The 21125-nt window shown below is 48.9% G+C and carries 17 protein-coding genes; 2 read left to right on the top strand and 15 right to left on the bottom strand.

The genetic code is table 11. The features are described 5' to 3' along the window. Positions 1-160: 160 nt before the first annotated feature. The 8 genes from ACJ67_RS08555 to ACJ67_RS08520 all read right to left on the bottom strand — a co-directional run bounded on the left by ACJ67_RS08555 (position 161) and on the right by ACJ67_RS08520 (position 9921). Positions 161-835, bottom strand: a complete 675-nt coding sequence (locus ACJ67_RS08555) for a DUF1826 domain-containing protein (protein WP_049638709.1) — start codon at positions 833-835, stop codon at positions 161-163. 2 nt (positions 836-837) lie between these two features. Further along, on the bottom strand, positions 838-2094 hold the full coding sequence (zigA, locus tag ACJ67_RS08550) for a zinc metallochaperone GTPase ZigA (protein WP_049638708.1): 1257 nt from the start codon (positions 2092-2094) through the stop codon (positions 838-840). After that, the gene (locus ACJ67_RS08545; RefSeq protein WP_049638707.1) at positions 2082-3062 is read right to left on the bottom strand and encodes a GTP-binding protein; all 981 of its coding nucleotides are present in this window, start codon (positions 3060-3062) and stop codon (positions 2082-2084) included. Before ACJ67_RS08545 ends, zigA begins: the two co-directional genes overlap by 13 nt. Next, the gene (locus ACJ67_RS08540; RefSeq protein WP_231587132.1) at positions 3059-3850 is read right to left on the bottom strand and encodes a ZIP family metal transporter; all 792 of its coding nucleotides are present in this window, start codon (positions 3848-3850) and stop codon (positions 3059-3061) included. Before ACJ67_RS08540 ends, ACJ67_RS08545 begins: the two co-directional genes overlap by 4 nt. 322 nt (positions 3851-4172) lie before the next feature. Next, positions 4173-5282, bottom strand: coding sequence for an aminomethyltransferase family protein (locus ACJ67_RS08535; RefSeq protein ID WP_049638706.1), 1110 nt, complete (start codon positions 5280-5282; stop codon positions 4173-4175). A gap of 220 nt (positions 5283-5502) precedes the next feature. After that, positions 5503-7173: an APC family permease gene (locus ACJ67_RS08530; RefSeq protein ID WP_156171704.1), complete on the bottom strand. Its 1671-nt coding sequence runs from the start codon at positions 7171-7173 to the stop codon at positions 5503-5505. A gap of 358 nt (positions 7174-7531) precedes the next feature. After that, positions 7532-8173 (bottom strand): two-component system response regulator NarL, encoded by a 642-nt coding sequence (narL, locus tag ACJ67_RS08525; protein ID WP_272227256.1) that lies wholly within the window; start codon positions 8171-8173, stop codon positions 7532-7534. Positions 8174-8187: 14 nt separating this feature from the next. Further along, positions 8188-9921: a histidine kinase gene (locus tag ACJ67_RS08520; RefSeq protein ID WP_082164121.1), complete on the bottom strand. Its 1734-nt coding sequence runs from the start codon at positions 9919-9921 to the stop codon at positions 8188-8190. Positions 9922-10073: 152 nt separating this feature from the next. Here ACJ67_RS08520 and ACJ67_RS08515 point away from each other — a divergent pair, with 152 nt between their 5' ends. Beyond that, a complete protein-coding gene (locus ACJ67_RS08515) occupies positions 10074-11453 on the top strand; it encodes a PAS domain-containing protein (RefSeq protein WP_049638703.1) in 1380 nt (459 codons plus the stop codon). 14 nt (positions 11454-11467) lie between these two features. Here the strand turns inward: ACJ67_RS08515 and ACJ67_RS08510 are convergent, their stop codons facing one another. The 4 genes from ACJ67_RS08510 to ACJ67_RS08495 all read right to left on the bottom strand — a co-directional run bounded on the left by ACJ67_RS08510 (position 11468) and on the right by ACJ67_RS08495 (position 15654). Then, entirely contained in the window at positions 11468-12505 is a 1038-nt protein-coding gene (locus ACJ67_RS08510) for a DUF3445 domain-containing protein (protein WP_049638702.1), read from the bottom strand. A gap of 11 nt (positions 12506-12516) precedes the next feature. Continuing rightward, positions 12517-13470: a PDR/VanB family oxidoreductase gene (locus tag ACJ67_RS08505; protein WP_049638701.1), complete on the bottom strand. Its 954-nt coding sequence runs from the start codon at positions 13468-13470 to the stop codon at positions 12517-12519. Further along, positions 13467-14072, bottom strand: coding sequence for a dimethylamine monooxygenase subunit DmmA family protein (locus ACJ67_RS08500; protein ID WP_049638700.1), 606 nt, complete (start codon positions 14070-14072; stop codon positions 13467-13469). The genes ACJ67_RS08505 and ACJ67_RS08500 overlap by 4 nt, the downstream gene beginning before the upstream one ends. A 115-nt stretch (positions 14073-14187) precedes the next feature. After that, positions 14188-15654: an NAD(P)-binding domain-containing protein gene (locus tag ACJ67_RS08495; RefSeq protein ID WP_231587288.1), complete on the bottom strand. Its 1467-nt coding sequence runs from the start codon at positions 15652-15654 to the stop codon at positions 14188-14190. A 332-nt stretch (positions 15655-15986) separates the two neighbouring features. Between ACJ67_RS08495 and ACJ67_RS08490 the strand changes: the two genes are divergently transcribed. Beyond that, entirely contained in the window at positions 15987-18311 is a 2325-nt protein-coding gene (locus tag ACJ67_RS08490) for a DUF1989 domain-containing protein (protein WP_082163978.1), read from the top strand. Positions 18312-18489: 178 nt separating this feature from the next. Here the strand turns inward: ACJ67_RS08490 and ACJ67_RS08485 are convergent, their stop codons facing one another. The 3 genes from ACJ67_RS08485 to ACJ67_RS08475 all read right to left on the bottom strand — a co-directional run bounded on the left by ACJ67_RS08485 (position 18490) and on the right by ACJ67_RS08475 (position 21101). Next, the gene (locus tag ACJ67_RS08485) at positions 18490-18906 is read right to left on the bottom strand and encodes a thiol-disulfide oxidoreductase DCC family protein (RefSeq protein WP_049638698.1); all 417 of its coding nucleotides are present in this window, start codon (positions 18904-18906) and stop codon (positions 18490-18492) included. A gap of 123 nt (positions 18907-19029) precedes the next feature. Then, positions 19030-19503 carry a Fur family transcriptional regulator gene (locus ACJ67_RS08480; RefSeq protein ID WP_049638697.1) on the bottom strand — a complete coding sequence of 158 codons (474 nt, stop codon included), beginning with the start codon at positions 19501-19503 and terminating at the stop codon, positions 19030-19032. A gap of 8 nt (positions 19504-19511) precedes the next feature. Continuing rightward, positions 19512-21101, bottom strand: coding sequence for a YdiU family protein (locus ACJ67_RS08475; RefSeq protein WP_049638696.1), 1590 nt, complete (start codon positions 21099-21101; stop codon positions 19512-19514). Positions 21102-21125 lie beyond the last annotated feature (24 nt).

The raw sequence follows: 21125 nt of genomic DNA, 5'->3' as shown, positions 1-21125 counted from the left end.
AACATGGTTTTTTTACGATAAATGCCTGAATAAAAAGATTATAGAGGGCTAGTGATTCCCCTGAACGTTCAAAATCTATAAAAAAACACCAGATAGGCATTGATAAACGTGTTTGCTACCGCATGTTACTTTTGTGTGACACCTCTATGTGAGGCAAACGCTACCAAATCGCATCCAGTGCCAGGACCACGCGTGTGACGCCCGGAGGAATCTGCGGGGATCGGTGAATTACTCCGGCGTGATCATTACCTTGCCAACGGCTACCTTTCAACAATACAAGCGCATGTTGCGAGGCCTGTCGCAAGCCTTGCGGATGCAGAATCAGCGCTGAATGAAAGGCTTCAAGCGATGCGTGCGTCTGTTTTAATGCCGCTCTATTGCAAAAAGCGTCCTCCAGCCATTCAGTCCCCGGGCCAGTGTAGGTACAAAGTAGCCGGATGCCGGTGCGATCAACGTGAAACCTGGGACACATGGCTTGCGTCAGCACTTCTAGTCGGATGCCTACCTGCGGGCAATCCATGAGGTCGGCATACAGCTGGACCAATTGGCAGATATCAGTCAACAAGGCCGTTTTGCCTGCCGCTTCCGGTAATCGCCATTGATGATCCAGCATGTCTGGACTTGCCTGCTCAGGGGGCAGTGTTAGCCTGAAGCCACCTGCCATTTTTGCGCTTACCTGTTGCAAGTAGTGTGTTAAGGCTGGTTGCTCGGGCCGGGGTAGCACTGTGATCTGCTGTGTACGCTCAAAAATAGACAGTAAATCCATAGGATTAAAGTCTGGCCAAATAGTAGCGACAGGCGCTTGGCTGGTGGATGAGGGGAGGCTGGTCAACATGATTAAACTACCTCCTCCAGCGCAGCCTCGTCTTCATCCTGTAGATTCACTGACCAGTGTGGAAAGGGATCTGGCAGCTTGCGCCAGGCTTCCATCCCTTGTGCAAGCTCACTTTCCGTGAGCAGGCAGGCATCAAATTTCGCCGTCAGTGCAGCCTTGTCCATCTGCATGCCGATGATGACCAGCTCCTGCTGGCGATCACCATAAGGAGCCTGCATGCGTGAACGAATATGTTGCAGGCTTTCTTCATCCTGGGGCCAGTGTGTCGCGGGTGTGGCCGCCCACCAGATGCCTGCCAGCTCGGTGCGCGTGACCGCCCCGGCCTGTGACCACATGGCACAAAACTCCGGGCGCGAGGCAATCCAGTAGCGGCCTTTGGAGCGGATTACGCCTGGCCATTCGCTATTCAGCCATTGCCATAAACGTTGCGGATGAAACGGGATGCGTGAACGGTAAACAAAGCTTGAGATGCCATATTCCTCGGTTTCCGGTACATGCTCGCCGCGTAGCTCTTGGAGCCAGCCAGGCGCTTCGGCAGCCTGGTCAAAGTCGAACAGGCCAGTGTGCAAGATGCGCTCTAACGGCACCTTGCCAAAACTGCTGTGCAGGATCTGTGCACGCGGGTTAAGCGTTTTGAGGATACCTTCCAGACGGGCGATTTCCTCCAGTGTCATCAGGTCGGTCTTGTTCAATACCAGCACATCGCAAAATTCAATCTGGTCTACCAGCAGGTCAACCACGGTGCGTTCATCTTCTTCGCCCAGGGACTCTCCTCTGTCGGTCAGGCTCTCCTGTGAGCTGTAGTCCTTGAGAAAATTGTAGCCATCCACCACCGTGACCATGGTATCCAGTTGCGCCACGTCGGCCAGAGAAACGCCTTCTTCATCGGCAAAGGTGAAGGTTTCGGCAATCGGTAAGGGCTCCGAGATACCGGTGGTTTCAATCAGCAGGTAATCAAAACGGTTTTCCTTGGCCAGGCGGGTGATCTCGACCAGCAGGTCTTCTCGCAAGGTGCAGCAGATGCAGCCATTGCTCATTTCGACCAGTTTTTCTTCCTGACGTGATAGCTCGGCCCCGCCGTCGCGTACCAGCTGGGCATCGATATTGACTTCAGACATGTCGTTGACGATCACCGCGACACGCTTTCCTTCGCGGTTATTGAGTACATGATTCAACAGCGTGGTTTTCCCCGCGCCCAAAAAGCCGGAGAGTACGGTGACAGGGAGTTTTTTGAGACTAGAAGCGCTTAAACCAGACATAAATTGAGTCCTTGCGTGAAAAGTTCTTTAGGGAGGTCGGTACCGATGAATACCAGCGTAGACACTTTGCGCTCATCAGGCTGCCATTGCGTGGTATGGTCACCACTCATGAGCATGTGTACGCCTTGAAAAACAATGCGTTGTGGATCGTTGTAGGCATGCACAATGCCTTTGTAACGCAGTAGCTGCGGGCCGTAATCATGGATGATGGTTTCGAGGAAGATTTCCAGTTTTTGCAGGTCAAATGGCCGCTCGCTGCTAAACACAAACGAGGTGACGTCGTCATCATGCGCGTGACTCACATCACGCAAAAAGTCTGGTTCGATTTCGAGGATGGCATCCAGTGAAAATCCATCAATATCCAGAATCTGCCTGAGGTCGGTTTGTCCAAAGTGCACGCTGTGAAAGGTTGCTCTGGAGTTGATGTTCTGTAGTCTTGCCGTGAGGGTCCTCACTGCTTCTGGTGTGACCAGATCCGTTTTTGACAGCAGAATACGGTCAGCAAACCCCACTTGCTCTTGCGCCTCGTGATGCGCATCCAGTTGTTGCATGGCATGCACCGCATCCACCACCGTGATAATGGCATCCAGGTGATAGTTGGCATAAACGTCATCTTCAACAAAAAAAGTTTGTGCAACAGGCGCTGGGTCAGCCAGGCCCGTGGTTTCGATAATGACGCGGTCAAAGCTAATTTCCTGCGCTGCACGTTTTTGCGCCAGATCACCCAGAATACGCACCAGGTCGCCACGCACGGTGCAGCATATGCAACCGTTATTCATTTCCACGATTTGCTCGTCGCCCTGAATCAACAGTTCGCCGTCTATGCCGGTCTCGCCAAACTCATTTTCAATCACGGCAATGCGCTGGCCATGTCGCTCTTGCAGAATGCGGTTAAGCAGGGTGGTTTTACCTGCGCCTAAAAAGCCGGTCAAAATCGTGACGGGTATTCTGGGTGTGGCTTGCGTCATGCGGTTCCCCAAAGTGTAATGATCTGTTGCTGAATAAACGGTGAAATCCAGGCCACGCCGAGACCACAAGCAATCAACAGGCATTGCACCAGTAAATCCTGCGGGCGATATTGCGTTTGCAGCGTTGGCACTAAGTCTGCCAGGGTGATGTAGATAAAACTGGCCGCGGCCAGTAACAAGGCGTAGGGAATCAACGGAGCGATATGGGTAAAACTCAACCAGCCAACCAAGCCACCCAAAATCATGGCCGAGCCCGAGAGCATATTGAGCAGGAGCGCACGGGGTTTACTCAAGCCAGCATTGATCAACACCATAAAATCTGAAATTTCTTGCGGGATTTCATGCGCGACTATCGCAAATGCCGTCACCCATCCCAGCTTGATATCAGTTAAGAAACTGGCCGCCAGCAAGATGCCATCGACAAAATTATGGATGCCATCGCCCAGCAGAATAATGGCCACTTGGCCACCAGACTGATGTTCTACCGGTTGAGTAGCAACAAGTGCAGCGTCCGCATGATGGAAATGCCGCCACAATGCCAGCTTCTCCAGAATGAAAAACAACAACATCCCGGCTACCAGCATCCAGCCTGCGTTGGTCAGGTTGATGCCTTGATTTAAGGCTTCCGGTAATAAATCTGTGAAAGCAAACCCGAGAAGAACACCAACGGCAAATGCCACCATGCGCCGCGCATGATTGGCGAACAGGGTATTTGATAACCAGCCGGCGATCAGTACCGAAACCACACCACCTGCAGTACAGGCCAGCATTAAACTGAGGAATAACATGCTTGAACTTTAAAATGCAATTTTGTTGCATTTTAAAGGGTGGGGGATTTAATTGCAACAATGTTGCAATTTTGTGTGTAAAAAAAGCAGGCATCCCATTCACAGGCACCTGCTATTTACGCAATGAATATTTTTACGATGCAATCATCATTAGCCGTCACTCTTTGAAATTAACATGTCATCAATGAGGTAGCGCTAAAAGGGTAGTCATTGCTGTATACAGCGTGGTACCCGCCGTATACAGTCGCTTACAAGTTTCTATTGCATGATTGTTAGATGCACATGCAACATCGCCAGCCTGATATCGCACGCGCTATCGTCATCAAGCGTGCGTCCGTCGTCTCATAGGATCATAAAAGGGGGTAGGGGCCACATAGGCGGACACTTTTTGATGGCTGCACACCACTTCTACTTCCGTTCCAATCGCTGTGTATTCTGGCTTTAAATGCACCATGGCTAAAGACTGCATTAAATAATTGCTAAAGGAGGCGCTGGTGACGACACCGATCTCTACCCCATCTTTGACTATTTTTGCGCCTGACTCAACACTCGTTGGTGATTTGCAGATTAAACCAGCTTGTTTTACTCGCTCTTTGCCTTTGGATGCCAATACAGCCGCTTTGCCGATGTAGTCTCCCTTTTTATCCAGGTCCACACCCCAGCCCATGTTGATTTCCCATGGCGTGGTATCACCTTCAGGCATTTCGAATGGAAAAAACAACAGCGCTGCTTCAATGCGCGTTAACTCTAGCGAGTTCCAGGAGGCTGGGATCGCGCCAAAAGGCTTGCCAACCTCTAAAATCTTATCCCATATTTCAATGGCATCTTGCCCTTTACAATAGACTTCGTATCCACGTTCCCCGGAATAACCGCCACGTGCTATGACGACATTTTTACCAAATAGGCGGGTGGGCTTGTGCTTAAAATAATCCAAGCTTGCCAGGTCAAAGTCGATGACATGCGGCGCTAATATCGCTAAGGACTGAGGGCCTTGTAAAGATAAAATATGCGCATCAAGATCGGGCGCGATGGTCACGTCTTTGCCAGCCGCAAGCATTTTTAAGTTTTCCGGTGTTTTGCCTGAGCCGTGGGAGAGTCGAAAGCTGTTTGTACTGTCTCTGATAATCATGATGTCATCACAAATTGCACCCGATTCATCCGTTTCTGCAGCCAGGACACTGTGGCCGGGTTCGAGTTTGGTGATGTCTTTTGCTACCAGCCTATCAAGGACCTTTTCTGCATCTGGGCCATCCACATTGATGATGTTTAAGCCAGACACGTCGTATAAGCCGGCGCGACTCCTCACCGCGACCACTTCATCATTGACATCCGTGTGATAGCTCCAAGGAATAGGCATATTGTTCCACGTGTCGCCATCTAAATTTGACCCTAATTCCCGGTGTCGAGTATTGAGTATTGAGTTTCTAGACATGATGACTTTTCTCCCATTAAATTGATGATTCGGAATACTATAAAAATAAAGATTTGTTCAACACTCTCTTTAGGATGTACTACTTAAGAAGTAAAGTTGTCTTCAAGTGACACCTTCAAAAAGTTGAGCTCACCCAGAGCAAGGATTAAAAAAGGGTGAGCAATCAAACTTGCTCACCCTTGGTTAGGCCACGCGTCCCAATTTGAACTAAATAGTTGAACTAAATGCTATGCAGCCAGAAGACAATGAAGACGCCCACCAGCAACGCTATATAAGGGAGCACGCCAGCGCGGTTCATGACGCCATCCTTTGCATTGTCTAGTTGCATATCTTCTAGCATGGCTGATGGAAATACACCTTTATCCTGGATGAAGTGTCTGTAAATAAAAACCGGCACAATCAAGGTTGCAAAAAACAGTCCGGCATTGAGGGTGCCTGCCCCCCAGACGTCAGCGCCTAATCCCATCAATCCCAGGTTAACAAAACCGAGCAACGCGCCTAAAAACAGTAGGATAGTAGGCGCTTTGTATGGACGGTCCCAGTTCGGTCTGTCCATGCGGTGTATCCAGCCGGAATTCAGATTGAGGAAGTTAAAAATGATGTAACCAACATTGGATGCAGCCAATACAAACACATAGTCTGACATCAGCAATAACAGCAGGTTGAAACACAAATCTGTCCACATCGCTTTGGTAGGCGCGCCATGCTCATTGACTTGAGACAAGTATTTGGGCAGCCAGCCATCGACAGAGGCTTGATAAAGCGTACGAGAAGAACCGGCCATGGAGGTCATGATCGAGAGCAAAAGCGCCAAAACCAGCATAATCACCAATACTGTCACAATCAGCTTGGAGCCGCCCAACATACTCGACAACACCCCGGCAACGCCCATGCCACTGTAAATGTCTGGTGCCAACATCCCATCATATACCGCGCCAGTCGTTACGTTACCCGCGGCATCTGTCACCGCTGGCGTCACCAAATGGCCTAAGCCTAAATGCGCCTGAAAAGCGATGGGCACCAGTGTGTACACCGCAATACACAGCAGACCTGAGTAGAAAATGGCCTTAAAAGTATCTGTTTTAGGGTTCTTGAATTCTCGTGTGTAACAGACGGCGGTTTCAAAGGCATACGTTGACCAGGCAGCAATAAACAAGCCAGCCGCCATTAATTTCCAGCCTTCAATATTCCAAATACCATCAATCACATTCCCGGCTGTGTCATAACTTAAAGGCGCCAAGGGAAAGAAATTCGCCATAGGCATGTCGCCGGTGAGGATAGGCACCAAGCCTATCAGCATGAGTGGAATTAACGCGGTGACCCCCAGGATCATGGTTGCTTTGGCAGAACGTAAAATACCACCGTGCTGTATCGAAAACACTGTCAGTAAAACGGCAGCCCCGAGAATAAACGTTGCGTTAATTCTTAAGCTTAAGCCAGCTTTAATGCTACTCAAATCCATGAGAGTAATTTGCCAGGTGTTGATGGCGGCATCTGGGGAAAATAAGGCACTTAAAATGTAGCCTGCAGCCAATCCAGAACCGATAGCCAATACTGGAGACCATGCGAACCAGTTACACCACACTGAGACTGGCGCGATAAACTTGCTATATCTTACCCATGCAACCGCGCCATATACCGAAGCACCGCCAGACTTATGTGGAAACAAGCCTGCAATTTCTGCATACGTAAATGCTTGAATAAAACCAAATGTGATAGAAATGGCCCATACCAACCAAGCTGGTTTGCCTACCGTTGCCGAAATGGCGCCCATAGAAAACAATACAAGCGCTGGTACGCCACTCGCGACCCAAAATGCACCTTGCCAACCAATCTTGCGATGCAGCGTGTGCTTGCTTTCAGCATCACCACCGTAGCCGGCGTTATACATGTCAATCGAAGAATTTATACTCACCTTATTTTCCCTTCCCTAAAAGCCTTCTTTTTTCACCTATCTACTGATTTCAAGAAAGGCTAATAAGAAGATCAACGTTCAATGACAATCAGATATCAACTGCACATGGGATTAAGTCAATACATCCACAATGGAATCTATTTTGATGATTTGCAGCTGTTTACTAAATTCTCACTACGGATTACTCCTTAAGGGGTAGCTGGAGAAGATTTCAAGGGAGCGTTGGAGGGGGGAGGTGTTGATAGGCGCGTATGCGTGACCTTGCGCCTACGCACAATTTGAAAAGGCCTTTTTGCTGAGCGCTAAAAAGGCACGAGGTCTGCGCTAGTACATCTTATTTTTGATTGTGTGCCCAGACTGCGGCTTCTAAGCGGCTGCTTAATTTAAGTTTGCTCAATAAATGTTTGATATGCACTTTCACAGTGGTGTCGCTAATGCCAAGTTTGCGGGCAATCGTTTTGTTATTGAGTCCGTCACTGAGACATTGCAAGATTTCTCTTTCACGCTCAGTGAGCGAAGCCTGCTCATCTTTACGTTGAGGTTTGGGCTCTAAAAGGGCTGTTCTTAGCACTTCAGTGAGTGTGTCTTGAATAATCGTCATGCCATTAGCGACTTTTTTTAAGTTGGCACAGAGGTCTTCCGGCTCCATGTCTTTTAACAAGTAGCCATCAGCACCTGCGCGCAAGGCCTCTAATAAATCGTCTTCAGCATCTGACACCGTCAGCACCACATATTTGGCAGTGAGATCTAACGCTTTAAATTGGCGTAAGGTCTCTATGCCATTCATTCCTTTCATGTTGAGGTCTATCAACACAATGTCTGGTTTAAAGCCAATGGCAGTATCCAAACCCTCTTGCCCTGAGGCGGCTTCACCGATCACTTTGAATGCAGGGTCTGCATCTATGATTTGCCCAACCCCTTTGCGGAAGAGGGCATGATCATCGATCAAGAACACTTTGTATTGGGTCTGCATCATTTTTAAATGTCTTTCTATGATTGAGGCAACTGTGGCGTGAAAATCAAGCGCACTCGCGTGCCCCCTTGTTTGCGTCTGAGAACCGCAACATTTCCCCCCAGGCTTTCTGCCCGCTCTTGCATGATGCTCTGTCCATAATGGCCTGACGCTTCAGTGGCGGTGTAGCCAATACCATCATCATCAACGATGATAATGATGGTTCCACTGCTTTGAAAGTTAAGAGAGATTTCCACTCTACTTGCGTTTGCATGGCGCACTACGTTGGAGAGTGCCTCACGCAATACATGTAAAATATGAAACTCTTCATTGACAGTCAAGCGACAGTTTATCAGACGATTATCCAGGGAAATTGAGAGGTTGGAGCGCTGGGTAAACTCATCAATGGCAGTTTGAATTGCCGAGTTTAATCCCCGCACATCCATATGTACGCGGAAAGTTGCCAATAACTCGCGTAGCTCCCGATAAGCCGTATTCAAGCCATCGCGCAATTCGTTGACAATGCCGCGAAATTCATTCGTCTCTAACTGGTTGTTGCTTGCACTTTGCAGCCGTGAAATTTGAATTTTCATGAACGACAGTGATTGCGCCAGAGAGTCATGCAATTCGCGGGCGATGGCCGCACGCTCTTCTAACAATGCCAGACGCCGACCCTCTTGCTCCCGTCCCTGGAAGCCCATCACCATAGAAAGTAAATGTGCCGTCAGTTCGACCAATTGCGTTTCTGTTTCATCAAACACATGCTCAAGATCCGCCTCGACCTGTAACACGCCCAATGCCCCCGTGGGGGTGACGAAGCCGACCGCAATGCATTGAAAGCCATTGTCATGTGACGAATTGTCATTGGTACAGAATCTCACCAGATTGGTTGTGGTGAGATCTTCTAAAATGGCGTCACTGAGTTTTTCTGGTTTGTGATTGGAAAATAAAACGCGCTCTGTTGAAATGCCCAAGTCATTTTCGGTAAAAATGAGAGAGACATTTAAAATGTTTAAGGCCTTTTCCAGCGAGAATAAACTTTTGCGTAAGACCGTTTCGCTTAATAAAGTGTTGTTGATAGATTCTACAAATTCATGCAGAAAGTCTTGTGATCTAATTAAACGACGCAGGCGTTCACTGCTATTTTGATTGAACCATTCGTTTTCTGCTTTAAACCCTTCTAGTCTTGCCGAGGTTTCGTAGACCAGGCGTTCAATTTTGACAAACTCATCTTCATCCTGCTCGCGCTGTTCATTTTGCGCGTCTAGGCCAGCAAAACTGACTAGCGTATCCATACGATCAACCAGGAGCTTTCTCGCTCTAAACGCGATGGTGATCAAGCAACTGATGGCTAAATAAATGCTCAGCAGCTGCAGCAGTGAAATCACTGATTGCTTTGCCTCGACCTGTTGCAACAATAGCGCGACCAATTGCTCATAGCTTGAGATTAAGGTCTGAACCGTGAGTCGTTGCGAGGTGATGGACGCTTGTTGAAAGTGGCTGTCACTGATTTTTTCTCTTGCTTCTCTGAGTTTCTGCAACAGTTGGTTGACTTGCGTGGCATCATGACTGTTAATCTGTGCCACCATGTTGCCGAGATCAAAGCGTAAATGGGGATCGGCCTTAAGGATTGCTTCGGTCAATTTCTCGGGTGCTTCTCCGATGGCGGTGTCTGAAAAATGTTGCCAGAAAATCTGCTCTTTGGTGATGTCTTGAATGACTTTTTGATTATTAGCAGTGTAGTCGAGCAAAAAGAGAGAGCCAGCCTGCATGAGTATCAAGCTGGAAGTAATACAAAAAATTAATATGATAAGCTTTGCATACAATGTGTGTATTGTCAGATCTTTGATGCTTTTGATCAGTCTTGCAAATTGAATGCTCAAGGATGACTCCGGCACTGAAATTTCCCGTGAAAGGCGCTTAGATGAGTTTGTTTGTTTTTAGCACACTAATATTGAGTGTCATTTTTTTTATCGTCTTTAATTCATGGTGGGTGTCTGGCGCCTCATTTAACACGCATTTATCTGCATTGATGATCGCTGCAACCACCGCATTGACTTCCTTGTTGTTGATTGCAATCTATCCCATCTTTCGTAAACATTATACGCGTCATCCCCAGCCCTCGATGGATCGTACCGTGACTTGGGCCAACGATGTGTCCAGCAATCTTTCTACACCCGCCGCAGTCATTGATGGCTACATTGTTAAGTTTGCGAACAAAGCATTTCTGATGGAAATTGGCATGTTAAGCATGCAGGAGCAGGTGGTCGGGATGCCGCTGACCAATATTATTCATCCTGGCGATCATCAGCTGCTGGCTTCTTTATTTGCAAAGACAACGGCAACACAAGATAAAAAGAACCACTTACGCATTCGTATGTTGTGCCTGGATGGCAGCATTTTACCGACACACGTCTCCATTTCACCCATACAAGAAGACAGTCGATCTGTGGTGAATTTACTTCAATTCTCATCAAGTCTCTCACCAAAAGTGGTGGAGTCCAGTGAGTTTGAAAACTCAATCCATGAGCAACTCATCAATCACATAGAACAAATTGTGTTTTATCTTAAAGTGAATCAAGAAATCCTATACTTAAACCACTCTTGGGAGTCAATGTTAGGTTACACAATACAAGAGTGCCTCAATAAACCCTTACTAACTTTTGTGCATCCAGAAGATAAACCGTTGGCTGAAGCGAGAATCACTTCTCTCATTCAAGGAAAGCGCAATAAGACCGTCGTAGAGTTTCGTCTGATTGCCAGAAATGGCGATTCTCATTGGGTGGAGTTGCGTGCTAAAAACACCACCGCATACAAAGGCGAACGATCCAGCATCATCGGCACCCTGACCGATATCAGCCAAATGAAGCTCACGGAGTCTACGAAGAGAAGCCATCGTCATCTGCTTAATGCGCTCATCAACAATACGCCTGGCATGATTTATCGTTGTAAAAATGATAAAAATTGGAGTTTTGAATTTGTCAGTGAAGGCGCGGTTGACATTACGGGTTACGAGCCGTATGAAATGATAGGCAACCCCAACTTTTCCTATGCCCAGATTATTCATCCTGATGACCGCAATATCGCGTGGGATCGTGTGCAAGAGAAAATCAGGCATCAACAAAAATTCCAATTACTTTATCGTATTTATACCCGTTCTGGCGCGGTTAAATGGGTCCTAGAGCAGGGTAAAGGAGTATTTTCAAGTGCCGGCGAGTTGTTAGCACTTGAAGGTTTCATTACCGATGTGGCTCAAGAGGATGGATCGCAGGCCATACAGAGCTTACAAAAGTATTTCATGTGAGAAAGTATCCAGCGTTATGGGTGCGTCCCTAACGCCACTTCTGCGCCATCATCTTTTTTAGACAGCCATTGCACCGTTAAATCTTTAAATTTGGTTAAGCCCTTGTACTCCACTAAATCTGGATGTAATGACTTTAGTACGCGATGAAAGCGTTTTGCCCAGCGTGCGGAAGTGGTCAACTCATTCATACTGATTAAATAGCAGCGAATACTGAACAGTATGGCATTGCTGCGCGGCAATCTGAATAAGCTTTGTAACTCAACACGTAAATGAACCAGCTCGCCCACATTGTCGATGGTGACTTTATTACGGTCGCCGCCCCACAAGGGATAGTTTTCGGGCGACGTGTCTAGCCTTGGGTTAATTGTCATTGTCCAATTTAAACGCCGTACGGGTGCGCCCAATTGCAAGGCCATGAGGAACTTTAAAGCGCGGTCCATCACACCTAGTTTCGTCACTTGCGGGACAGGGCCGTGCCACTCATGCCAGGCCATGCCCACATCAAAGGCCAGCGACCAGTCTGCTTGACTGGTGATAAAGCCAGCATCGGCATACAAAGTCCCGTTGCGTTGATCTAGCAGCACAAAGTCACCTTGCACCTGTCTCCCCATATATTCCATTGGATCCATGTCAAAGGAGGCGCTGTCGCCAAAGGTAAACGTGTTTTTGATCCCAAGCGGTTTATTTTCCCATGTCCACAATAGACCGTCTTTTTTGAGCGAAAATAGCTCAGGATAGTCGTTTGATAAACTTTCCATCGTGAGCTCCAGAAAGTCCCATTGCGCCTCCGCCATGTGTGGCAAGGCCTGGTACCTTCCCGCATCTAGCGCTAATGTTTTGGCTTTATCCTCGCATTCAGCGACGTAGTGCTCATCAATATCAAAGGCAAATTCAGTCACAGCACCCACCGGCCCCTTGGTGTGAGGCTCAATATTCACTGAATACATGTAGCTGTCTTCTGCAAACGGAAATGGAAACCGTCTAATGGCTTCGGCTGAGTTTTGGTAGGTATAGTCATCGCGAAAGGTTTCTTTTTTAAAAGCTAAGCTCATAGCATTTCCTGTTAAAGATTGATTTCTAAGGATTGGCATTTTGCGCGCGAGACGCAAGGCATAATCTTTTTGCCAGCCGCCTTGTCTGCTTCTGATAAATAGTGATCTTGATGCACCAGCACGCCATCAGTTCGGATGACTTCCAGCTCACAGCGGCCACATGCGCCGCCACGGCAAGAGTAGGGCGCATCCACCCCTGCCGCTTCAATCGCTTCCAACATGCTCATTTCTGCGGGGACATGAACTTCAATGTTAGATTTTGCCAATTTCACTTTGAATGGTTCACCTGAAGGGGGCGCTAAAAATTGTTCGCTATGGATATGATTTTCTGGCCAACCCAGTGACCGCGCCGTTTCAATTAAAGCAACCACCATTGCATTCGGTCCACAAACATAGACGTGGGTGCCCAAGGGTTGTTTGCTTAATAGCGCTTTTAGATCAATGCTGAGTCCTTCGCTTTCAACATACACATGGACTCTTTCAGCGCATTTTTCTTTAAGGGCAGAGGTGAATGCCGCATGATCCTGAGAGCGATAGGCGTAATGCAATTCGTAATTGGCTTTGGTCCTGATTAAATCATCAATCTGCGACATGAATGGAGTGATGCCAATGCCACCAGCGACGAGGAGATGTTTTCGCGCTCTTTTATCCAGTGCGAATAAGTTGTTTGGATACGTGATTTCTAATTGAGACCCAACCTTGACCTCATGATGGAGGTAAGCCGAGCCGCCGCGTGAGTGCTCTTGTAGGCGCACGGCAATGTGATAAGCATCAGGCGCCTGCGGAGAGCCCATCAGTGAGTAAGGGTTGCGATGGAGTCGGCCATTGATGTTCATCGCAACCACCACATGACTTCCCCCTGAAAATGGAGGGAAACTTGCGCCATCCTCCCTGATAAAAGAGAACTGCTTAATCAGCGGAGTGATTTGCTGAATATTTGAAACAACAACTTTAAATGTACTCAAGGATAAATCTCCTCAATGCTTGGAATCTGCCCAGGGTCTTCAGCGTCCACCATCAGCCCCATATAAGCACCAAGGCGTCTAGAAAAGTGGTCTCTGACAAACAGTTGTTTGCCGCAGCCATCACATTTTTTGATATTGGTATGCGCTTCATAAGAGATGGTCTTGCAATGAACGCAATAGATAGGCCTAGCTAAGGTGCCAACGAGCTCTTTGATGATGTCACTGTCATCAATGCCATACTTGTCAGCCATTTGAGCCATCTGCCAGATAAAGCGCTCAGAGCCTGCCACGTAGATTCGTAAGCCCATGCATGCACTGGATAAATGGGCCTCAAATGCAACGAGAGACTCCTCTGTCGTTTCAAACATCAACAGCGCATCCGGCACGACCTTGCTTAAGGGGATGCTGAGATCCTGTTGCACCACTGGGTTTCTCGCATAGAGTACTTTGGTAGGGTGCTCTGGATGCATTTGCTGGAATAACTTCATTGCCGCCAGGCCCCCAGCGCTGCCTTCAACCAGCACAATATGTGCGTTTGCCTGTTGTTGCCAGACCAAGGTTGAATAGACCGGCTTACTTCGAATCCAATATCCGCGTTCCATGGTATTTTTCCATCGTATTTTTCCGTTAAATCATATGCTTAATAGGGGGGGCATTTTGCATAGGATGAAGTGAGCACCCTAAAGCAGGTATTTTTTAACTAACGTATCGTTTAAGTTAAGCCTCTTTCACCGCAGGCAATTCGCTTTTATCGGAGAGATAGGCTTCCAAGGAGTCGTCCAACGCTTCTAACCAAGGTGTGTGATGCGGTGGGGACATGGTGCCCGTCATCAAGGAGCGATAAGAGTGATCACGGAAAGTCATGATGTTTTGCTTTTTATGATACTTCCATTCAAGGAAGGTCTTGTTGACCGCAGGAATATCAAATGACGGATAATCAGTGGCATCTATCAGCTCCTGAATATAGTCGCCTTGGTAGGTGTACATTTCTTCCGCTGTTTGTAGCGCCAGTTCTTTTTCACGCCATAGCATGCTATGCGCTTTCATCTCGGCTTTTGCCGGTAATTCAATACGTCCCAAAATAATGTCTCGCACGTACCAAGCCTGCGCATCAAACATATTGAAGGAATACCACTGATCCTGCATGCCGATATAGAAGAATTTTGGATTGTCTTCCCATGCAACCCCTTTATACAGGTTGAGTGGCCAAAGTCGATTGTTGGTTTTTAGGCGTAAATCATCTGCGAGGAATGGAAAGTGATGTAAATAGCCGGTGCACAGAATAATTGCATCCACTTTTCGCGAGCTGCCATCGAGAAAATAAGCAGTATCCGTATCGACTCTGACCAGATTGGGTTTTTCTTCCCAATTTTTTGGCCATTTATAATTCATCGGTGCGGTGCGGTAACAGCTGATGATGCTGCGTGCCCCATATTTGTAACATTGCGAGCCTATATCTTCTGCGGAATAACTACTGCCAACCAATAGAATGTCTTTGTCTTTAAACTCCAGGGCATCCCGGAAATCATGGGCATGCAAGATGCGGCCGCCAAACTTGTCAAAGCCTTCAAAACTTGGGATTTTTGGGGTAGAGAAATGCCCTGTTGCGCAGACCACGTAATCAAATTCCTCTGCGTAAATGGTATCCGTGGTGTGATCTTGCACCGTCACGGTGAACTTCTGAGTCACCTCACTAAAGATGACATTGCGTACAGCCGTATTAAAGCGAATGTAGTCGCGCACACCTGCTTTCTCTACGCGACCTTTGATGTAATCAAACAATACTTCGCGTGGTGGGTATGAGGCGATCGGTCTGCCAAAATGTTCTTCAAACGTGTAGTCGGCAAACTCCAGACACTCTTTGGGACCGTTAGACCAAAGATAACGATACATACTGCCATGAACAGGCTCGCCATGTTCATCTGTCCCTGTACGCCAGGTGTAATTCCACAACCCACCCCAGTCGCTTTGCTTTTCAAAGCACACAATTTCTGGAATTTGAGCGCCTTTTGCCTGGGCTGATTGAAAGGCTCTAAGCTGTGCGAGGCCGCTTGGACCCGCGCCGAGTATGGCTATTCGCGTTGACATTAGGATTCTCCATAAATCTGATTGATTAGTTTGCGCCGCGTTTAGAAGCGCGATGCCGCTAAAGTAACCTGCTTCACCAAGATGAAAAATCCTCATCAAGAAGTACTCCCAATTGGGTAAGTGAGGGTGGGGTCATCACGTTGATGAGGCCTTAGCTGGAGATGTGTTGAGTGCGTTTTGATAACCGCGCATAGGCCAAACCTTGTTAATACACCGGAATCGCTGGCGCTTATGCATTGTTGACATGGCTGAGTGAAGGCGAAGCCTAATACCAAAGAGGTACGCCATGAGGGTAATTGAATCTCATGCCGTCAAAGTCAATATTAGTGCATTGGATAACAGCCTGTTGGTGAATATCAACCTATTAATAGATATCCATAGGATAGGCAAGCTTTTAACTTGGACACTTCGTAAGATATGGTGAATCGATGCAAGCAATCAAAGAACAGCGGTGGGGGGAGGACTATTATTTTGGCGCTTCCTTCGCCAAGCCTATTAGCAAGTACCGTCTGGATGGACAACAGGCCATTCAATTATCCCTGAGCGCAGGCGACCGGCTTGAAATTCTAAGCCCAGACCAAGCGCAAAGCACCGAGCTGATTGTATTGGATGCTCATGGCACATTGGCCCCTGCGTTACTCGATAAGCGTCCGCCTGGCGTCGCGATAGGCATTCAACAGCAACTTCAGCAGCGTGGTGCGGCCTCCCAAAGGCTGCGTAATCAATTAAACACTTGGCAGCTGGATGACGCTTCTTTGCAGCAAGCAATCACAGTGTCAGGTGCAGAGTATGCCAAATTTACAGCGACAAATGCTTTGACTGTCGTGATTGCCGCGGCTGGCCCAAACATGTCTGTTGAAGCGCACACGCCAGTCACCGAAGTGGACATTACCGTGACTTACGCCAATCTGGCAGAATCACTCTTGCCCGCACCATTGGCGCCAATCAAGCACGAATTGAGGGTTAATCGCGCCACGGCACAGACCTATGAAGTCAAAAAAGGCGAATGGATTCAGATTATTGATGTGTCTGGCAAGCAATGCTCGGATTTTATTGCGTTTGATAAACAGGCTTTGGAACAAGGCATTGTGTTGGGACTGGATGCGACAGCGACCCGAACGGTGATGGGCTTGAGCAATCCTGTACCCGGATTGCACTCACGATACCTTGGTTCAGATCTGAAACCCATGATAGAAGTGGTGCAGGATACCGTGGGTCGACACGATAGTTTTCTACTGGCTTGTACCCCCAAATATTACGAGGACAGTGGCTATTTCGGCCATGCCAGTTGCACCGACAACTTTAACCAACGATTGGCACACTATGGCATTGCACCACGGGCTGGCTGGCCAGCGATTAATTTGTTTTTTAACACCTTTATTGACGCCTCGGGCGCCGTGCTGATGGATGAACCGTGGTCACGGGCGGGAGATTATATTTTAATGCGTGCTGAGCGAGACCTTGTCTGCGCCTCTTCCGCTTGTCCTGACGATATTGACCCTGCCAATGGCTGGCATCCGACCGATATTCATGTGCGTATTTACGATGCTGCACAAGACTTTCCACGCGCCATTGCCTATCGCAACACTTCTGAGGAGCTGCCTCGCATGACCAAACCTTCTGGTTTTCACCCCCGAACTTCCGCATTGACCAAAAAATTTATCGACTATACAGGCTATTGGGTGGCCACTGAATACGATGGCTGGGGGACGAATGCAGAATATCTCGCCTGTCGTGAACGCGTGGCACTGCTAGATTTGTCGGTGATACGCAAATTTGAAATCTTCGGCCCTGATGTGGTGGCTTTTTTGCAGTATGTATTAACGCAGAACATCAGCCGCATGGCCATCGGTGAAATTGCGCACTCGGCGATTTGTCTTGAAACCGGCGGCATGATCGATGATGGCACCATATTTCGTATGGGGGAACAGGCTTTTCGCTGGTGTTGTGGTGCGGAATACACCGGTATCTGGATGAGGGAAAAGGCCCAAGAAAAAGGTTTTAAAGTCAGCATCCGCAACGCCAGTGCACAGCTAGACAATCTCGCTGTGCAGGGCCCGAACAGCCGCGAGTTGTTAAGCAAGCTGATTTGGACCCCGGATAGTCAGCCCGCAGTTGAAAAGCTCAAATGGTTTCACTTTACAATTGGCCGGCTAGGTGGGGCTGCAGGGGTACCCGTGATGGTTTCCAGAACAGGTTACACAGGTGAACTGGGCTATGAAGTCTGGTGTCACCCCGATGACAGCGAAGCAGTATGGGATGCTGTGTGGCAAGCGGGTCAGCGCTTTCAGATTGCCCCGATGGGGTTGAATGCACTTGACGTCCTGCGCATTGAAGCCGGCTTGAGTATGGCTGAACACGAGTTTGACCACAGCACCACTCCATTTGAAGCAGGCACTGGTTTCAGTGTGCCTTTACATAGCAAACAGGAAAACTTTATCGGCCGTGAAGCCTTGTCGCGGCAAGCGCCGGAGAGCCGACATCGTTTAGTCGGCATGATTCTGCAAGGTGGAGACCCTGCCAGTCATGGCGATCATGTTTATCATGGGCGTTTCCCGGTTGGCATCGTCACCAGCGCCACTTATTCGCCATTGATGGGAAAACAGATTGCCATCGTGCGCGTGGCACCTGATTTTTCCAGCATAGGTACGCGCCTGGAAATAGGTAAGCTGGATGGGCAACAGAAACGTTTGGCGGGAGAGGTAGTGAAATTGCCTTTTTATGACCCTAAGCGCGAGAAACTGCTCGCATGAGGCTGATGAGACATATAGATCCTGTGTCGTACATGGTCTTAATGCCTTTGTGTTGCTGGGTGCGTTTCTCCGAGATGCATTGTGATGCATACACTGAGTCAGTGCATCCAGCATGGCAAAGGTTTAGAGTGTAAGGGTTTTCGCCAGACCAATCACTAAGGTCATTGTGATGAGCCAACTAGCGAGGCTTGGCGTTTTTTGAGATGAGCTTATGTAGCAACCACGGCAAGGGTGTTTTGCTGAGCCACTGCCGGTGGTCGGCCACCCACGGATAGGCTCTGCTCAAGATGGGCCGCAGTATCCGGCTAGACCAGAATCTGCCTATCTTTGTGAAGCCTGTCACGCTGTATGCCGCGGCAAACACATCGACACCATTGATCCAGCGTCCCATGGCGTCTTGCGCATGAATCCTGTTCATCAGGGCGTCGCGCGTGGCTGGGCAACTGTCGGGTAACTGCATTGCAGTTTGTGAACAGTCGACCAGTATTAGCTGATTGGCAGCATCAGCTTGCTTTAGCGTCTCCATTTCGGTCCGACACAAGGGACAGGAGGCATCGTAATAAATGGTCAGCGGAAAGGTAACTTGTGAGCGCATGATTAAGTTCTCAAAGGGATACTGCTAGATTAAAGCGCTGGTCTTAGCCCTTGAATCCATTCACTTATGAGCATCAAAAATCACGCAAGTTCTCGTGCTCATTGCGCCTACAACACCAGCAGGTTAAGCGTGTGCGACTGCTGCCGCTTTCTGGCAATCCGGACACAATCCCTTCAAGCTAATCTCAATATTTGACACCTGATAAGTATCAAAAATCGCTTGTGGAATATGTGCAGCGAGTTCGTGTATGCATAACACGGTGCCGCAGGACTGGCAGAGCAGGTGGGCGTGGCCGTGGTTGTTAAGCATGCCCGGAGAGGAGGTGCTCGGCGTTTTAAAGCTGCGTTTGGGGCTGTTTAACTGGTATTTCCAGGCGCGGTCTTCGGTGGATATTTTGTGGATGAGGGCATTTTCCTGCAACCAGTCGAGGACGCGATACACCGTGACCCGGTCGATTTCTTTCACGCCTTGCAAGGCGTTGAGGATTTCAGGCTGACTCAAGGCGGTATGCGAGTTGATCAGCGTCGTGAGCACGGCCGTTCGTGCTTGTGTAGGGCGTAACCCGGCTTCTATCATCAATTGTTCAGCGGTAACCATGGCTAAAATTATGAACTACACGACAGCATGGAGCAACCCGCCTTTTGTCTTGCCCAGTCGGGGCGCTTTTCCGCAAACTTTTCTTTGCCAGGCTGCAGGGTATACGGGTGGCGTAATACTTCCAGTAATTCCAGCAGGCGGCTACTGTCGCCACTCATCGCTAAATCAATCGCTTCTTGGGCCAGGTAATTGCGCAGCACATAGACCGGATTGGCGGCAGCCATGCGGTGCTGGTGTTGCTCTAATGATTGCTGGGATTGCGCCAGGCGTTGGCAATAAGTCATGAGCCAGGTCTGGATATCCTGGTTAAAATCCTGCCAGCCTTTTTGCGTATAAAAAGCGTTTTGCAGTGTGCTCACTTGCGGCTGTTGCAGGTCAATCTGCGCAAGGTAGGTAAAAAATAGCGTCTGGTCAATTTCGGCACGGGTCATGATCTCAAAAATCTGGTTGATGAGCTCGCCATCCCCCTCCTGCCAGTGCTCAAAGCCAAACTTGTCAGCGAGACTGGTGGTGAGGGCGCGGAAGTAAGTCTGGTCATAGGTGGCTAATCCGTCTTCAAGACCTTGTTGCGAGGGCAGGATAGTACTTAAAGCTTCTGCGAGCCGTTCAAGATTCCAGCGTGCAATATCGGGTTGGCGGCCAAAGCAATAACGGCGGCCTTGCGCATCGGTGGTGTTGGGTGTCCAGCCAGGGTCAAAATTGTCTATCCAGCCATAGGGGCCATAGTCTATCGTCAGGCCGAGGATGGACATATTGTCGGTATTCATCACGCCATGCACAAAGCCCACACGCATCCAGTGCGCGATCATGACTGCCGTACGGGCACACACTTCTTCAAACCAGACTTCAATCAGTTCGGGGGCAGGATTGTTGACATCCAGCTGCAGGCCGGTGGAGGGCCACCAGTCGGCAAAATCGCGGTCCAGCGTAAAGCCAATCAGGCGTTTTAACAGCACAAGCTCTTCGCGACTGGCAAGCAGTTCAAAATGCCCAAAGCGCGTGAATGAGGGCGCCACGCGGCAGACAATCGCGCCTGGTTCGAGCTGCGGATTGCCGTTATAAAACATATCGCGGACGACTTGGTCGCCAGTGGTGACCAGGCTCAAGGCTCGCGTGGTTGGTACGCCCAGATGGTGCATGGCTTCCGAGCATAAAAATTCGCGCAGGCTGGAGCGCAATACCGCGCGGCCATCGGCTGAACGTGAGTAGGGGGTTTCGCCAGCGCCCTTGAGCTGTAACTCAAAACGTTTTTCGCCGTGCACCAGTTCGCCGAGGTAAATCGCCCGCCCATCGCCCAGTTGACCAGCCCAATGCCCAAACTGGTGGCCGCCGTAGCGGGTGGCATAGGTAAACATGCCGTCCAGCATGCCATTGCCCCCCAGCGTTTGTATCAGTTCACGGTCTTGCAAGTCGGCGGCTGTGAGGCCCAGCATATCGGCCACTTCCGCGCTGTAGGCGATCAGTTGCGGATCTTTAACGGGCGTCGGTTGTACAGCAGACCACAAGCAGTCACTGACTTGTCTGGTGTAGTTGTGGCGGATAGGGTCGCCCGGTAGTTCTCGGACAAAACGGTTATCAAAATTAAGCGGCTTCATCATGTTATTTTAGTCGGTCTCGCTGCT

This window comes from Methylophilus sp. TWE2 (genome assembly GCF_001183865.1).
Taxonomy (GTDB): domain Bacteria; phylum Pseudomonadota; class Gammaproteobacteria; order Burkholderiales; family Methylophilaceae; genus Methylophilus.
The sequence above is the reverse complement of the archived record's forward strand: the minus strand, read 5'-3'. Positions and strand labels throughout refer to the sequence as shown.

Bases quoted from the DNA above. Each gene is read 5' to 3' on its own strand.
- ACJ67_RS08555 (WP_049638709.1), bottom strand. From the start codon at position 835: ATGTTGACCAGCCTCCCCTCATCCACCAGCCAAGCGCCTGTCGCTACT.
- zigA (WP_049638708.1), bottom strand. From the start codon at position 2,094: ATGTCTGGTTTAAGCGCTTCTAGTCTCAAAAAACTCCCTGTCACCGTA.
- ACJ67_RS08545 (WP_049638707.1), bottom strand. From the start codon at position 3,062: ATGACGCAAGCCACACCCAGAATACCCGTCACGATTTTGACCGGCTTT.
- ACJ67_RS08540 (WP_231587132.1), bottom strand. From the start codon at position 3,850: ATGTTATTCCTCAGTTTAATGCTGGCCTGTACTGCAGGTGGTGTGGTT.
- ACJ67_RS08535 (WP_049638706.1), bottom strand. From the start codon at position 5,282: ATGTCTAGAAACTCAATACTCAATACTCGACACCGGGAATTAGGGTCA.
- ACJ67_RS08530 (WP_156171704.1), bottom strand. From the start codon at position 7,173: ATGTATAACGCCGGCTACGGTGGTGATGCTGAAAGCAAGCACACGCTG.
- narL (WP_272227256.1), bottom strand. From the start codon at position 8,173: ATGATGCAGACCCAATACAAAGTGTTCTTGATCGATGATCATGCCCTC.
- ACJ67_RS08520 (WP_082164121.1), bottom strand. From the start codon at position 9,921: ATGCAGGCTGGCTCTCTCTTTTTGCTCGACTACACTGCTAATAATCAA.
- ACJ67_RS08515 (WP_049638703.1), top strand. From the start codon at position 10,074: ATGAGTTTGTTTGTTTTTAGCACACTAATATTGAGTGTCATTTTTTTT.
- ACJ67_RS08510 (WP_049638702.1), bottom strand. From the start codon at position 12,505: ATGAGCTTAGCTTTTAAAAAAGAAACCTTTCGCGATGACTATACCTAC.
- ACJ67_RS08500 (WP_049638700.1), bottom strand. From the start codon at position 14,072: ATGGAACGCGGATATTGGATTCGAAGTAAGCCGGTCTATTCAACCTTG.
- ACJ67_RS08495 (WP_231587288.1), bottom strand. From the start codon at position 15,654: ATGAGGATTTTTCATCTTGGTGAAGCAGGTTACTTTAGCGGCATCGCG.
- ACJ67_RS08490 (WP_082163978.1), top strand. From the start codon at position 15,987: ATGCAAGCAATCAAAGAACAGCGGTGGGGGGAGGACTATTATTTTGGC.
- ACJ67_RS08485 (WP_049638698.1), bottom strand. From the start codon at position 18,906: ATGCGCTCACAAGTTACCTTTCCGCTGACCATTTATTACGATGCCTCC.
- ACJ67_RS08480 (WP_049638697.1), bottom strand. From the start codon at position 19,503: ATGGTTACCGCTGAACAATTGATGATAGAAGCCGGGTTACGCCCTACA.
- ACJ67_RS08475 (WP_049638696.1), bottom strand. From the start codon at position 21,101: ATGATGAAGCCGCTTAATTTTGATAACCGTTTTGTCCGAGAACTACCG.